Annotated in this window: 15 protein-coding genes; 6 read left to right on the plus strand and 9 right to left on the minus strand. The window is 63.9% G+C overall.

Translation table 11 applies throughout. The features are described 5' to 3' along the window. Positions 1-138 precede the first annotated feature (138 nt). The 5 genes from ACVWWD_RS06495 to ACVWWD_RS06515 form a co-directional block, all read right to left on the minus strand. Complete coding sequence (locus tag ACVWWD_RS06495) at positions 139-645, minus strand: GNAT family N-acetyltransferase (RefSeq protein WP_352552564.1); 507 nt, start codon at positions 643-645, stop codon at positions 139-141. A gap of 244 nt (positions 646-889) precedes the next feature. After that, a complete protein-coding gene (locus ACVWWD_RS06500; RefSeq protein WP_023771799.1) occupies positions 890-1,528 on the minus strand; it encodes a TPM domain-containing protein in 639 nt (212 codons plus the stop codon). Positions 1,529-1,537: 9 nt separating this feature from the next. Then, the gene (locus tag ACVWWD_RS06505; RefSeq protein WP_435054043.1) at positions 1,538-2,401 is read right to left on the minus strand and encodes a TPM domain-containing protein; all 864 of its coding nucleotides are present in this window, start codon (positions 2,399-2,401) and stop codon (positions 1,538-1,540) included. Between the two features lie 28 nt (positions 2,402-2,429). Beyond that, a complete protein-coding gene (locus tag ACVWWD_RS06510; protein ID WP_457103617.1) occupies positions 2,430-3,242 on the minus strand; it encodes a TPM domain-containing protein in 813 nt (270 codons plus the stop codon). A 99-nt stretch (positions 3,243-3,341) separates the two neighbouring features. Continuing rightward, a complete protein-coding gene (locus tag ACVWWD_RS06515; protein ID WP_352552560.1) occupies positions 3,342-3,980 on the minus strand; it encodes a LemA family protein in 639 nt (212 codons plus the stop codon). A gap of 165 nt (positions 3,981-4,145) precedes the next feature. On the opposite strand from ACVWWD_RS06515, the gene ACVWWD_RS06520 reads away from it, so the two are divergent. The 6 genes from ACVWWD_RS06520 (at position 4,146) to ACVWWD_RS06545 (ending at position 9,450) form a co-directional block, all read left to right on the plus strand. Then, positions 4,146-4,397: a hypothetical protein gene (locus ACVWWD_RS06520; protein WP_023771802.1), complete on the plus strand. Its 252-nt coding sequence runs from the start codon at positions 4,146-4,148 to the stop codon at positions 4,395-4,397. A 13-nt stretch (positions 4,398-4,410) separates the two neighbouring features. Then, the gene (gene pdxY / locus ACVWWD_RS06525) at positions 4,411-5,295 is read left to right on the plus strand and encodes a pyridoxal kinase PdxY (RefSeq protein ID WP_023771803.1); all 885 of its coding nucleotides are present in this window, start codon (positions 4,411-4,413) and stop codon (positions 5,293-5,295) included. Then, a complete protein-coding gene (locus ACVWWD_RS06530; protein ID WP_352552555.1) occupies positions 5,292-6,083 on the plus strand; it encodes a DUF429 domain-containing protein in 792 nt (263 codons plus the stop codon). The genes pdxY and ACVWWD_RS06530 overlap by 4 nt, the downstream gene beginning before the upstream one ends. 147 nt (positions 6,084-6,230) lie before the next feature. Next, on the plus strand, positions 6,231-6,875 hold the full coding sequence (locus ACVWWD_RS06535; RefSeq protein ID WP_023771805.1) for a carbonic anhydrase: 645 nt from the start codon (positions 6,231-6,233) through the stop codon (positions 6,873-6,875). Then, entirely contained in the window at positions 6,872-7,306 is a 435-nt protein-coding gene (locus ACVWWD_RS06540) for a nuclear transport factor 2 family protein (protein WP_352552552.1), read from the plus strand. The genes ACVWWD_RS06535 and ACVWWD_RS06540 overlap by 4 nt, the downstream gene beginning before the upstream one ends. An 89-nt stretch (positions 7,307-7,395) precedes the next feature. Further along, entirely contained in the window at positions 7,396-9,450 is a 2,055-nt protein-coding gene (locus ACVWWD_RS06545; RefSeq protein ID WP_457102964.1) for a M3 family metallopeptidase, read from the plus strand. Here the strand turns inward: ACVWWD_RS06545 and ACVWWD_RS06550 are convergent, their stop codons facing one another. From ACVWWD_RS06550 to ACVWWD_RS06565, 4 genes are all read right to left on the minus strand, one after another. After that, positions 9,451-10,971: a M81 family metallopeptidase gene (locus tag ACVWWD_RS06550; RefSeq protein ID WP_457102965.1), complete on the minus strand. Its 1,521-nt coding sequence runs from the start codon at positions 10,969-10,971 to the stop codon at positions 9,451-9,453. 80 nt (positions 10,972-11,051) lie between these two features. Next, positions 11,052-11,876: a carbohydrate ABC transporter permease gene (locus ACVWWD_RS06555; RefSeq protein ID WP_023771809.1), complete on the minus strand. Its 825-nt coding sequence runs from the start codon at positions 11,874-11,876 to the stop codon at positions 11,052-11,054. Then, positions 11,873-12,742, minus strand: coding sequence for a carbohydrate ABC transporter permease (locus ACVWWD_RS06560; RefSeq protein ID WP_352552977.1), 870 nt, complete (start codon positions 12,740-12,742; stop codon positions 11,873-11,875). Before ACVWWD_RS06560 ends, ACVWWD_RS06555 begins: the two co-directional genes overlap by 4 nt. A 412-nt stretch (positions 12,743-13,154) precedes the next feature. Next, positions 13,155-14,381 (minus strand): ABC transporter substrate-binding protein, encoded by a 1,227-nt coding sequence (locus ACVWWD_RS06565; RefSeq protein ID WP_023771811.1) that lies wholly within the window; start codon positions 14,379-14,381, stop codon positions 13,155-13,157. Between the last annotated feature and the right edge of the window lie 72 nt (positions 14,382-14,453).

Consider the following 14,453-nt stretch of genomic DNA (forward strand, 5'->3'; position numbering starts at 1 on the left):
CAATGCGGCGAATGGTGCTTACAGGCGTCCGACGAGACGCGACGGCGGTCGAGCCGTTCAATCATCGGCACAAGATGTTTCAGCGTCGTGATGTGCGTGAGCCCGCGACCACGCCTTCCGCGATCATCCCCCAGGCGGTCAGTCCCAGACGAAGGCGACCTTCTTCAGCGCCTTCTGCTCAAAAATCTCGACCCCTTCGGCGATGTCGCGGCCCCCGGCCCCGGCATAGAAGGAAAGTGCGTTCTGGTTGTCTTCCAGCGCCCACACCACCATGCCTTTCAGTCCATGGTCGGCGAGACGTGCCCTGGCCGCCGAAAACAGCCGCCTGCCGAGCCCTATGCCCTGATATTCCGGGCGAAGGTACAATTCGTAGATCTCGCCCTGCTGCTTGAGCTCCTTGGCGCGGTTCTTGCCGATCGTCGCATAGCCGGCGATCGTGCCGCCGATCTCGACGACGAGGACGGTGGCGGCGCGGCGGATGGCGTTGGCCCACCAGTCGCTTCCGCGACGGTTGATCATCGATGTCAGCGTGCGGTGCGGAATGATTCCGCTATACGCGCCGCGCCAAGCCTCGAGGTGCACTTCGGCGATGGCGCCGGCATCGCGCGGGTCTGCCTTCCGAATGTCGATCGTCAGCGTATTCATGATTAGTTAACCATAAACCCGCATCGCCCGATTGCAAGAGTCCGGGCGGCCCATGGTCCGCTTTCGCACAGACAATCATGACACTGCCGACATTGGCCAAAGCCTGCCTGAAAACGCGCTCAGCCGAGGCGGATGGCGTGGCTTTCGAGTACCCGGAGCGCAGCGGGCTTTTAGGGTTTGTGGCATCGGAAGCCCAGAAAGCCGCGTCGGGCGTTCGGCTGAGTAGCATTTGCTAGGTAGGCTTTCAGATTTCGACCAGATGGTCGTCGAGCTCGTTGGTATCGCCCGAAGTAACCGGAAAGTGTTCGGCCAGCACTGCCCCCACCCGCTCGATCGCCTTGACGAAACCGTCGGCAAGCCGATCGTCGCCGGCATGCGCGGTCAGATCGCGCACCACGCCGTCCCAGACATGCTGGCCGACCTTGGCGTCGATGCCCGAATCGGCGACCACTTCGGCGTAGCGCTCGGCGATCGATACGAAGATCAGCACGCCGGTGCGCGCCGTGGTGCGATGGACGTTGCGGGCGAGGAACTGCTTGACCGCATTGGCGTGCGCAGCCTGATAGCGCAGCCGACGCGGCACCATATGGATGCGCAGGCCGGGGAGCGCCCACAACAGGGCCAGCACGCAGGCCAAGGCCAGCAACTCAGCGATGACGAAATGCGGCAGGCGGATGGTGAGCCACCAGGCCTCCAGCCCATAGGCGACCGCCAGGCTGACGGCCAGCATGCCGAGTGTCGCCATCAAGGCCGCGGGAGCTAAGTAACCCTCGCTGGCATGCGCCACGACGCAGTAGATCTCGCCGTCGGTTTGCGCTTCGGCCGCGCGGATCGCAGCGGCGATGCGCTCATGATCCTGCGGGCTGATCGGTCGTGTTGCCATGATCTTGTCTCACCAGCTTCCTGAAGAACCGCCACCGCCGGACGAGCCACCGCCACCGGAAAACCCGCCGCCACTGCTTGACCCCGACGACCAGCCACTGCCGGAACCGCCCGAGGACCAGCCGCCGCCCGACGACCTCGTCCAACCGCTGGTTCCGGATGATCCACTCGCACCCTGGCCATAACGAAACGTCATGCCCAGCCATCGATACACGCCTGGCGACAGCTTTGTGCCGAACATCGGCGGCAGGAAGGCCATTGCCAGGCCACCCAAGAACATCGTCGCCCACAGGATCAGAAACACCGCGACGACCGGATCCACGGGAGTACTGCTGCCGGCGGGATTGCGCTGGCCGCGCGCCTCCAACTCCTCCGGATTGCCGTTCAGCACCATGATCATGTCGTCGACGGCCTTGGAGATGCCGCCCGGGAAATCGCCGGCGCGAAAGGCCGGCACCATGTCGTTTTCGATGATCAGCTTGGTGTGCAGGTCGGTCAGCGTGCCTTCCAGCCCGTACCCGACCTCGATGCGCATCTTGCGGTCGTTTGGCGCAACCAGGAGCAGGACACCGTTATTCTCCTTGGCCTGGCCGAGCTTCCAGAAGCGGAACAGCCGGTTGGCGTAGGGCTCGATCTCCTCGCCGCCGAGGCTGGGGATGGTGGCGACGACGATCTGGTCCGAGCCCTTGGTTTCGAGCTCGGCGAGTTTTTGGGTCAGCGTGGCACGTGTGCCGGCATCGATGATGCCGGCATTGTCGACGACGCGACCTGTCAGAGCCGGAAGGTCGGCGGCGAAGGCGGCGATCGAGGCAAGCAGCACAGACGCCAGGATGATTAAGGCCAGGCGCAGCCGCGAAGCGCATTGGCCGGGCATTGAATGGACGGCAGCTCTGACCATGGCGTTACCAGCTTCCCGAGGAGCCGCCGCCGCCGGACGAGCCACCGCCACCGGAAAAACCGCCACCGGAGGACCCTCCGCCGGAGGACCAACCGCCTCCGCCGGACGACCAGCCGCCGGACGATGATCGCCGGTGCGGCTCGAAGGTCATGCCAAGCCAGCGATAGCGCCCGGGCCCGAGTTTCTGGCCGAAGATCGGCGGCAGCACCGAGGCCGCGATGCTGCCGAAGAAAATGATCGCCCAGATGCCGATGAAAATGGCGAAGAACAGGTCGTCGGAATTGAAGGGTGCTTGCTCGTTCCGTTTGCCGCGCGCTTCCAGTTCTTCCGGATTGCCGTTCAGCACCATGATCATGTCGTCGACGGCCTTGGAGATGCCGCCCGGGAAATCGCCGGCGCGAAAGGCCGGCACCATGTCGTTTTCGATGATCAGCTTGGTGTGCAGGTCGGTCAGCGTGCCTTCCAGCCCGTACCCGACCTCGATGCGCATCTTGCGGTCGTTTGGCGCAACCAGGAGCAGGACACCGTTATTCTCCTTGGCCTGGCCGAGCTTCCAGAAGCGGAACAGCCGGTTGGCGTAGGGCTCGATCTCCTCGCCGCCGAGGCTGGGGATGGTGGCGACGACGATCTGGTCCGAGCCCTTGGTTTCGAGCTCGGCGAGTTTTTGGGTCAGCGTGGCACGTGTGCCGGCATCGATGATGCCGGCATTGTCGACGACGCGACCTGTCAGAGCCGGAAGATCGGCGGCGAAGGCGGCGAACGGGAGGAAGAGGATGCCGGCAAGAAGGCCAACAAAGGAAAGGTAGGCGTTCCGCAGCGCCCCCCTTGAGGGGGAGATGTGCAGCAGGACAGAGGGGGGTGTTTGCACGCCGGCGGTCCGTCTTTTAGCGGAATTTGTTCCGGTGACGGTCGCCGTTCACCCGCCCTGCTTCGTGCCGAAATCGACCTTCGGCGGCTGCATCTTGTCCTCGTCGACAGTGAAGTTGGCGAAGGGCTCGCTGCCGCGGAACCAGAATGTCGCCCACAGCACCGACGGGAAGGTCTTCAGTGTCAAATTGTAGTCCCTGACGGCCTGGATGTAGTCGCGGCGGGCGACGGCGATGCGGTTCTCCGTCCCTTCGAGCTGCGCCTGCAGCGCCAGGAAATTCTGGTTGGCCTTAAGGTCGGGATAGGCTTCCGACACTGCGATCAGCCGCGACAGCGCGCTAGTCAGCCCGGCCTGGGCATCCTGAAACTTTTTGAGGGCTTCCGGGTCCTTCAGCGTTTCCGGCGTCACCGTGATCTGCGTTGCCTTGGCGCGCGCTTGGACAACGGCGTCGAGCGTGTCCTTTTCATGCGAGGCATAGCCCTTGACCGTCTCGACCAGATTGGGAATGAGGTCGGCGCGTCGCTGATACTGGTTCAACACCTCGCTCCATGCCGCCCTGGCGTTTTCTTCCGCCGTCGGGATCGTGTTGTAGCCGCAGCCGGCAAGCAGCGGCAGCACGATTGCCATCATCAGGAAGGCGGGCAGCGTGCGAAATGTCGATGGTCGAGCAAGGCGCTGGGCAAGCATGAAGGGATCCCTCGATAGAAAGTTGCATCCGAAGCATTACCACAATCGGCGCGCAAGAAAACGGACTCGGTCTCTGAAGCAGACTCGGCATGAATTGTGCCCGCCCCAAGGCCCTGTGATTGGCCCGGTGAACGCGATAAGGTTCGATCAGAACGGGATATCACCATGGCGAAACGCCAGGACAGCGACAGTGAATCGCGCCGTATCCTCCAGCGCGTCGCGCAGGAGACCGATCCGGCCGGCAATTCTTTCGTGGCACGGACGACGAAAGGCGTGCGCGACCACGTCTCGGCGGCCGATGCCGACCGCACGGATCCGATTGAAGTCTGGGGCACGCGCGTTGGCAGGATACTCGGCCTGCTTCTGGCGCTGGGCCTGATGGTCTGGCTCGTGCTTTTCCTCACCCGGGGCAGCTAGGAATCAAGAAACAATGAGCGCCGAAAAAACCGACGCGCCGCGCGCGGTCATCGTCATATCCAGCCATGTCGCCCGCGGCTCCGTCGGCAACCGCGCGGCCGTCTTCGCGCTGGAGACACTGGGCTTTCCGGTCTGGGCCGTACCTACGGTCACCCTGCCTTGGCACCCCGGCCATGGCCGCGCGACCCGCATTGTGCCGCCGCTCGACCAGTTCAAGGCGTTGATGGCCGATCTGGAGCGCGCGCCGTGGCTGGGCGAGGTCGGGGCCGTGCTGTCGGGCTATCTCGGCGAGGCCGGCCAGGCCGAGGCGGTCGCCTCGCTGGTGGCCGCGGTCAAGGCGAGGACGCCCGATGCCGTTTATATCTGCGATCCGGTGATGGGTGATTCCGGCGGCCTCTACGTGCCCGAGCCCACCGCCGCCGCCATGCGCGACTGGCTGATGCCGATCGCCGACATCGCTACCCCCAACCGCTACGAGCTGGAATGGATGGCCGGCGCGCCGCTGCCCGATCTGAAATCGGTGATCTCGGCCGCACTCCATGCCGGACCGTCGACCATGCTGGTCACCTCGGCACCGTCGATGATGTCAGGCGGCACCGGCAATCTGCTGCTCGACGGCACCCAGGCGCTGCTGGCCGAACATCGCCTGATCGACAAGCCGCCGAACGGCCTTGGCGACCTGACCGCGGCGGTCTACCTGGCGCGCATCCTGTCCGGCCAGCCGGCGATCAAGGCCCTGCAGTCCACGACGGCGGCGGTCTACGAGATCCTGGCGCGCACGGCAAAACGCGGCGGCGACGAGTTGCAGCTCGAAACCGACGCGCAGAGTCTGTCGCACCCGATGGCCATGGTCCAGCTTCGTCACCTCACGCATCCGGGGCGGGACCGCCGGGCGTGACGCCGGCCAAGGTCGTGCTCGTCGGCGCCGATGGCTGCAAGGCCGGCTGGATCGCCGTGCGGAGCGAACCCGGGCCGACACTTCGTAACCCGGACGCCGCGCCTTCGGTCGATGTCTTCCCTTCGTTCACCGCCCTGCTGGCGGCGATCCCCGATGACGCGATCGTCGCCGTCGACATGCCGATCGGTCTACCGGAATTTTCGCAAAAGGGCGGGCGCGGGCCGGAAGCGCTGGTGCGGCCGCTGCTTGGGGCTCGCCAGTCCAGCGTCTTTTCGATCCCGTCCCGGGCCGCGCTCTATGCCGACACCAGCGGCTTCAACACGATCAAAGCCTGGTACGCGGCGCATATCAGGGCAAGCGAAGTGGCCAAGGCCACATCCAACCCGCCGCGCGGCGTTTCCATCCAGGCCTTCGGCATCTTTTCGAAAATCCGCGAGATCGACACATTGCTGATCGTCCGGCCCGAACTGCGCGGTCGCATCTTCGAATCGCATCCGGAAGTCGCCTTCTGCCGCCTGAACGGCGATCACGCCATGCTGTTGCCGAAGAAGATCAAGGGCAGCGTCAATCCGGCCGGCATGGCGGAGCGCAAGGCGCTGCTTTGCCGGCATGGCTATGACATGGATTTCCTCGACCGGCCGCCGCCACGTGGTGCGGCCGCTGACGATTTCCTCGATGCGGCCGCCATGATGCTGATTGCCGGCCGCATCGCCAGCGGCGACGCGAAGCCGTTTCCCGACCCGCCTAGCGCTGACGGTTTTGGCATACCGGTCGCTATCTGGGCGTGACAATGTCAGCGCGCGTCCCGCTTTGGCGCATGGCATTTATGGCTAGCTCCTACAATTCCGCATTGCTCGTAGCGGGCTTTTGCCGTTAGAGGCTTTCCTCGACCGCAACGAGCTGCCGCCTCCAACCCGGAAAGGCCTTAGCCGCCCATGCCTCATCTTCCCGAACACCTCCTCGCCGGCTACCGCAATTTCATGAACGGCCGCTACCTCACCGAGAGCGGCCGCTATCGCGAGCTCGCCCGCGAAGGCCAGGCGCCCGAGACCATGATCGTCGCCTGTTGCGACTCGCGATCCGCGCCCGAGGCGATCTTCGACGCCGGCCCCGGCGAACTCTTCGTCTTGCGCAATGTCGGCAATCTGGTGCCGCCTTACGAGCCGGACGGCGAGTTTCATTCGACCTCGGCCGCGCTCGAATTCGCCGTGCAGAGCCTCAAGGTCAAGAATATCGTGGTCATGGGCCACGGCCGCTGCGGCGGCATCCGGGCCGCGCTCGACCCCAACTCCGCGCCGCTGTCTCCCGGCGACTTCATCGGTAAATGGATGAGTCTGATCGCGCCAGCCGCCGAGACGGTGTCGGCCAGCACCTTCATGACGGCGACGGAACGCCAGACCGCCCTGGAGCGCATTTCGATCCGCTACTCCCTCGCCAATCTCAGGACCTTTCCCTGCGTCTCGATCCTCGAGGGCAAGGGGCGGCTGTCGCTGCACGGAGCCTGGTTCGATATTTCGACCGGCGAGCTCTGGGTGATGAACAAGGAGACCGGCGATTTCGAGCGGCCGGTGCTGGAATGAACGGTACGGCGCGCCAGGCAATGAACGTCCGGCCGGTCGTTTTCACGGCGGCCGCGCTGATGATAGCGATCGTTGCTGCTCGCGCCGATGACCGCGCCATTATAAGCCGCTGGTATTCGGCGCTGCTGGTCGCCGATCGCACCGAGCTGACGGACCTGCTCGCCGACGACGTCCGCATCAAGCTTGACGACCTCGGCGTTGTCCAGAGCAAGCTGGAATTCATAGCCTCGCTCGACGAATGGAAAGGTGCGGTTGCGGGAGCCGCGATCCGCCATCGCATCGAGAGGACCGAAGGCGGGGTCACCACCGTGATCGCCTGCTACGACTTCCCCAACAACGACATGCTGATGCAGGAAACCTTCGCGGTGAGCGACAACCGAATCACCGCCAATTCTCAGGCGGCAATCGCTGAAAACTGCGAGGGCTACTGAGGCGCAGCGGCCACTGGCATATTGCGGGCTCGCGAAGCGCGCCCTACATCGGTGACACCCTCCTTCCTGACGCCAGCGAAAGACCCTCCATGCCCTCACCGAAAGCCGTCGATCTCGCCGCTCATCCGCTGACCGCGTGGCGACGCCCGCTCGGCCTGCCCGATTTCGCCCATATTGGCGACGGTGATTTCTCCGCCGTCTTCGACGCCGCGCTGAAGGCGCATGAGGCCGAGATCGACGCGATATCAAGCAGCAAGGCTGCGCCGAGCATCGAGAACACGCTTGCCGCGCTTGAGCTCGGGGGCGAGGCGCTGGATCATGTCTCGTCGATCTTCTGGTGCCGCGCCGGCGCCTACACCAACGAGACCATCCAGGCGCTGGAGCGTGACATTTCGCCGAAGATGTCGCGGCACTTCTCGGCCATCTCGATGAACGAGAAGCTGTTTGCCCGCATCGACGATCTCTACCGGCGCCGCGAGAGCCTAAACCTCGATCCCGAGACGCTGCGCGTCCTGGAGAAGACCTGGAAAGGCTTCGTCCGTTCCGGCGCCAAGCTCGACGCCGACGGCAAGACGCGGCTGGCCAAAATCAACGAGGAGCTGTCGTCGCTCGGCACGACTTTCGGTCAGAACGTGCTGGCCGATGAGCGCGACTGGGCGCTGTTCCTCGACGAGGCCGATCTCGCCGGCCTGCCGGATTTCGTGAAAAGCTCGATGGCCGAGGCCGCCGAGATGCGCGGCCGGAAGGGCCGCTACGCCGTAACCCTGTCGCGCTCGATCTATGAGCCGTTCACGACCTTCTCCGACCGCCGCGACCTGCGCGAGATCGCCTATCGTGCCTTCACCATGCGCGGCCAGAACGGCGGTGCGTCAGACAACACATCCGTGGTGCGCGACATGCTGAAGCTGCGCGCCGAAAAGGCGAAGCTGCTCGGCTACGCCTCCTTCGCCGCGCTCAAGCTCGACGACACCATGGCCAAGACACCGAAGGCGGTGCATGCGCTGCTCGATCCGGTCTGGGAAAGGGCACTGGAAAAGGCCGCCGCCGACCAGAAAGAGCTGGAGCGTCTGGCCGCCGAGGCCGGCAGCAACGAAAAATTCGCCGCCTGGGACTGGCGCTTCTACCAGGAGAAGCTGCGCGCCGAGAAGTTCGCTTTCGATGAGGCGGAGCTGAAACCCTATCTGCAGCTCGACCGCGTCATCGACGCCTGCTTCGACGTCGCGACACGGTTGTTCGGCATCACGTTCGAGGAGAAGAAGGGCATCGCCGCCTGGCATCCGGACGCGCGCGTCTTCGTGGTCAAAAATGCCGACGGCAGTGAGCGCGGCCTGTTCCTCGCCGACTATTTCGCGCGGCCGTCAAAACGCTCCGGCGCCTGGATGAGCGCGCTGAAGTCCGGTTATAAGCTTGGCCATGGCTCGAAGCCGGTGATCTACAACATCATGAACTTCGCCAAGCCGCCAGCGGGCGAACCGGCCCTGCTGTCCGTCGACGAGGCGAAGACCTTGTTCCACGAATTCGGCCATGCGCTGCATGGCATGCTGACCGACGTCACCTGGCCATCGGTGTCGGGCACCTCGGTCAGCCGCGACTTCGTCGAACTGCCCTCGCAGCTCTACGAGCACTGGCTGACGGTGCCGGCGGTTCTGGAAAAGCACGCGCTGCATGTCAAGACCGGCAAGCCGATGCCGAAAGCGCTGCTCGACAAGATGCTGGCCACGCGCACCTTCGGCGCCGGCTTCGCCACCGTCGAGTTCACCGCCTCTGCCTTGATGGACATGGCCTACCATGCACGGCCCGACGCGCCGGAAGAGCCGCTTCGTTTCGAGGCCGAAACGCTTGCGACCCTGCATATGCCGGATACCATCGCCATGCGCCATCGCACCCCGCATTTTGGCCATGTCTTCGCCGGCGAGGGCTATTCGGCCGGCTACTATTCCTACATGTGGTCGGAGGTGCTGGACGCCGATGCTTTCGCCGCCTTCGAGGAAACCGGAGACCCCTTCAACCCGGCGCTGGCCGAGCGGCTGAGGAAGAACATCTACGCCGCCGGCGGCTCGAAGGATCCGGAAGAGCTCTACACCGCGTTTCGCGGCAAAATGCCGTCGCCGGCAGCGATGATGGTCAAGCGCGGATTGGTGTGACTAGCAATCATGCCGTTCGTGGGGGAGATTGGCAGCGTCGCCCGCGGCACCCTTCCAGGGATCGGCCACCCTTGGCCACACTAGCCGCGCCAGCTTCGTGTAATTCGTCGCCGCCGGATTGCTGGGATAGGAACTCGGCGCCGCGACATAGATGATCTCGGCGGCGATCGGCTCGAAGCCGGCGTAGAAATGGTTTGTCGACTTGATCAGCAAAATGTCTTTCGACAGCGGATCGATGCCGATGTTGGAGAAGACATCCGGCTCGAAGGTCTGGGTGCGATTGGTATTCAGGATCACATCGACTTCGGTGCCCTCGATGCGCACCACCGCTGATGGCCCCAATGTCACCCGGCTCGGGCCAAAACTCTGCCAACCCTCGGCAACCGCTTTCAGCACCTTGACGCGTGCGTCGATCGGTTCGCCCGCCTGGGCGCCAGCTTTGCCGCCGAAGCGCAGGTCGATGACCGCGCCCTCGCCGGCAGCCTGGCAGAAAGTCACCGCGATCGGATCCCAGATCGTCGCCACGCCGAATTTGTCCAGGCCCCGCGCCAGCATCTGGCGCAGCACGACGGTGCCGTCGCCGGGAACGCCGCCGCCGGGATTGTCCCAGATATCGGCAATGACCACCGGCTTGCCCGGCTTTTCCTTGCGCACGGCCAGAGCCCGATCGATGCCGTCGGCCGTACTCAGCATCGTCATCGCGGTCGTTTCGCGCATGGCATAGAGCTCGCGTCCGAGCCGCTCCGCCAGCGCATCGCCCTTGGCCTTGTCATTGTCGGTGACGACAAGGAGGCGCGTGCCCATTTCGGGCACGTCGGCGGCCATGAAGCCGTGGATGACCGAGACCGACAGCACGCCGTCCTTGCCGTGCAGCGCCTTGATGCGGTCGACGAAGGAGCGCATCGGTTCGCGGCTGGTCGGCAGCACCTGGATCATGCGGCAGTCGAAAGTTGAGATGACCGGCTTGATTTCGCCGCGCGCCGCAGCCAGGCCAAGCTCGACGACATGCTCGCCGCGCTCGTAGAAATCAGTGTGCGGGAATTCGAGGAAATAGGCCATGATGTCTGACGCCGCCACGCGCTTCGGCGTCAGATGGCTGTGCGGATCGAACTCGCAGGCAATCACCACCTCAGGCCCGACAATGCCCCGCACGCGCTCCAGCAGGTCGCCCTCGCAGTCGTCATAGCCTTGCGCCACCATGGCCCCGTGCAGGCCCAGAATAACGGCATCGACCGGCAATGCAGCCTTCAGTTGATCGAGGATCTCATCGCGCAGCGCCTCATAGGTCTGCCGCTGCACGAGGCCGCCAGGCTCGGCCCAGGTGGCGGTGCCCTCGATCACGGTCAGGCCTTCGGCGGCCGCGCGGCGGCGCAGCGCCACGATCGGCGAGGAGCACAGGGTCGGCGTTTCCGGATGCTTGCCCGGCCCGGCATAGAACGCCATCTCGAAAGAGGCCCGGTCGGTTGGCACCGGCGAGAAGGTGTTGGTTTCCGTCGCCAGCGAGGCGGTGAAGATACGCATGAAAACTCCGTGGACTTCTTGTTGTTTCGCAATTCCGGACGGAAAACCGCTGGGCACTTTTCCTAGAGGTGCTGGGATTGCTATTTGACAGCCCCGAGCGCCAGCCCCCGGACGAGATAGCGCTGCAGCCAGATGAACAGGATCGCCACCGGCAGCGTCGCCAGCAGCGTCGCCGCCATGACGTGGTGCCATTCGATCGTGTAGCGCCCGGCAACCAGCGAGAACACCTGGATCGGCAGCGTATAGCTCTCCTGGCTACGCAGCATGGTGAGCGCCACGACGAATTCGTTCCAGGCATTGATGAAGGTGAAGATCGCCGTCACCGCGATCGCCGGCAGGCAGAGCGGTAGAAACACTTTTCGTAGCGTCAGCCAGCGGCCGGCGCCTTCCATCCAGGCCGCCTCCTCAAGGTCGCGCGGAATGGTGTCGAAATAGCTCTGCAGCATCCAAACGGTGAAGGCGACGTTGAAGGCCATGTAGATGAAGCCGAGCGCGGTGGTCGATTCGACCAGTCCCCAGGCAGCCATCAGCCGGAACAGGCCGAGCACCAGCACGATCGGCGAGATCATCTGGGAGATCAGCAGGAACTGGCGGAACGCTCCATAGCCGGCAAAGCGGAAGCGCGACATTGCATAGGCCGCCGGGACGGATATGAGGATGGCGCCGACGGTGGCGATGACAGACACATAGAGCGAATTGGCCAGCGCCCGGCCGAAGCCGGTCGCCACCCACATGTCGGCAAAATTCGACCACCGGAACTCGCTCGGCCACCAGGTCGGCGTCAGCACTTCGGTACGCGGCTTGACCGCTGTCAGGAACATCACCGCGAAGGGAAAGATCGTCACCACGATCAAGGGAGCCAGCAGCAGCCAGGCGATGACGGTGCGCTTCAGCTTGGCCTTCATGCGCGTTGCTCCCGCATGGCAAGGCGCACATAGATCATGGTGAAGATCAGCAATATGGCGAACATCACCAGCGAGACCGCCGAAGCCTCGCCGAGCTTGCCGATACGGAATGCCAGCTTGTAGAGGTGGGTGACCAGGATGTCGGTCGAGTTGGCCGGCCCGCCCTGCGTCATCACCCAGATGATCGGGAACGAGTTGAAGACGTAGATGGTGTTGAGCACGATGGCGATGTTGATGAAGGGTTTCAGAAGCGGAAAGGTGATCTCGCGGAACTGCTGGAGCGGCGTTGCCCCTTCGAGCGCCGCCGCCTCATAGAGATCGTCCGGGATCGAGGACAGGCCGCCGAGAAAGATCGTCGTGGTGAACGGCACCGTCACCAATATGCCGATCAGCACCTGCATTGGAAACGCCGTCTCGGCGCTCGCAAGCCACTGGATGTTGTGGTCGATCAGGCCAAGTCCGATCAGCGCCGAATTCAGCATGCCGCTTTCACCGCTCAGCGCCCAGCGCCAGACCACGGCCGTCATGGTCAGCGACACTGCCCAGGGCAGCATGATGATGACGCGGGCAAGGCCACGGCCATAGAAATCGGTATTGAGGATCATCGCCACCGGGACCGAGAGCAGCAACGCGCCGCCAACCACCAGCACCGTCCATAGCCCTGTGCGCCAGAGGGCGGCGACGAAGTCGGGATCGGCTGTCAGCGCGGCGAAATTGGCAAGACCGCTGAACTCGCGCAGCTGACCAAAGCGATTGACGTCATGCGTGGCGATCTGGATCAGGTCCCAGACCGGCCAGAAGATGACCACCGCCGCCAGGAACAGACTGGGCAAGGTCAGGAGATAGGGCAGGAGGCGATTTTGCATCGGCTGATTTGGGACCATGTTGCGAGGTATTGGTGGCGCTGGCTCGCCCAGTTGGCCCTAGGCGCTCGGTTTCGAACTCTTTCCGACGTCAGTGCCGCCCCTCACCTGCCCGCCGGCATCCTCTCCCCGTATAGTGACGGGGAGAGGGGGCGCCGTCGCCACCGCTTTCGCCAATCTCCGGCCTCGCAGGAATGGCGCCGAGGCTGCCGCCAGGCCTTTCTCCCAGTCACTATACGCGGAAAAATGCCCGGCAGTGCAATGAGGGGCGGCGCCGACATCGCCGATTTTGTCCTTTGCCTGAGGGATTGCCCTATCGACCTTCCTCGCTTGCACGCGGCGAGCCGTTGCATATTAGAAGAGTGGCGCGCCCCGCCTGAATTTGGCGCGCGCCACGGACGCAGGGAGATACGCCCTACTTCTTCAGCACTGCGTTGGCCTTGGCCGCCGCTTCCTTCAAGCCTGCCTCGGGATCGCCGCCAAGATAGATCTTCTGCATGGCATCCGACGTGATCTGGGCAACTTCTTCCCAGCCTGGGATGACCGGCGCGAAGCGGGCATCAGGCAAGAGCGCGGTGAAGGCGGCCAGATCCGCGTTGTTGATGTAATAGTCCATCTTGGCCTCTTCCTTGTTCACCGGCAGGAATCCTTCGCCCTGCGTGAACTTGGCGCGCTGTTCCGTGGTGAACAGGAAGTCCATCAGCTTCCAGGCCTCATCCTTGTTCTTGGAGTTCTTGAACATGATCATGGAGTCGGTGACGCCGTAGGTGCCGCGCGCACCGGTAGGACCGGCCGGGATGGCGGCAACGCCATATTTGAGGCTCGGCGCCTCGTCCTTGATCTGGTTGGACAGGAAGGGCGCCGTGATCATCATGCCGACCTTGCCCTGCTTGAACAGGTTCTGCACGTCCTCGCGATTGTTGGAGGTGACGCCGGGCTCCGTCAGCCCCTCGTCGATCATCGACTTGTAGAGCTTCGCCGCTTCGAGCGCGCCCGGCGTGCTCAGGCCCGACGTGCCGTCCTTGTTGAGGATCTCGGTGCCCTGCGACCACATCGCGTAGTAGTAATAAACGTCGGTCTCGATCTCCTTGCCCTGAAGGCCGAAACCGAAAGCACCCTGCGCCTTGATCTTGCGAGCATCCTCCTGCAATTCGGTCCAGGTTGCCGGTGGCTTGGCTATGCCGGCCTTCTCGAACAACTCCTTGTTGTAATACATGGCGCGCGCCGAGGCGGCGATCGGCAGGCCGTAGGTCTTGCCGCCCATGATCGAGGGCGACAGGAAGGTGTCGATGAAGCGACCCTTGAAGTCAGGCGTGATGTAGCTGTCGAGCGGCTCGGCGACGTCCTGCTGGACGAAGTCGATCAGCCAGCGCGTGCCGATGATGGACAGATCGGCGTTGGTGCCGGCGGTGATGTCGGTGGTTAGCTTCTGCAAGAGCACATCCCATGGCACCACCTCGAACTTGACCGTGATGCCAGGGTTCTTCGCCTCGAACTCCTTCTTGACCTGCTCGAAATACGGACCGGTCTTGGCGCTGTATTCGGCGACGGTGACCCGCACTTCGCCGGCCTCTGCCTGCGCCGCGAAGGCCAGAATGCCCATTCCGGCCATCAGGCCGGCAGTCCATTTCGCAAGGTTCATCCGATCTCTCCCATTGTTTCGCGCATTCGCGCTCCTTGTGCCGCCGGCACAAGGTTTATGTGACTTTCCTAC

This window comes from Mesorhizobium sp. URHB0026 (genome assembly GCF_054059755.1).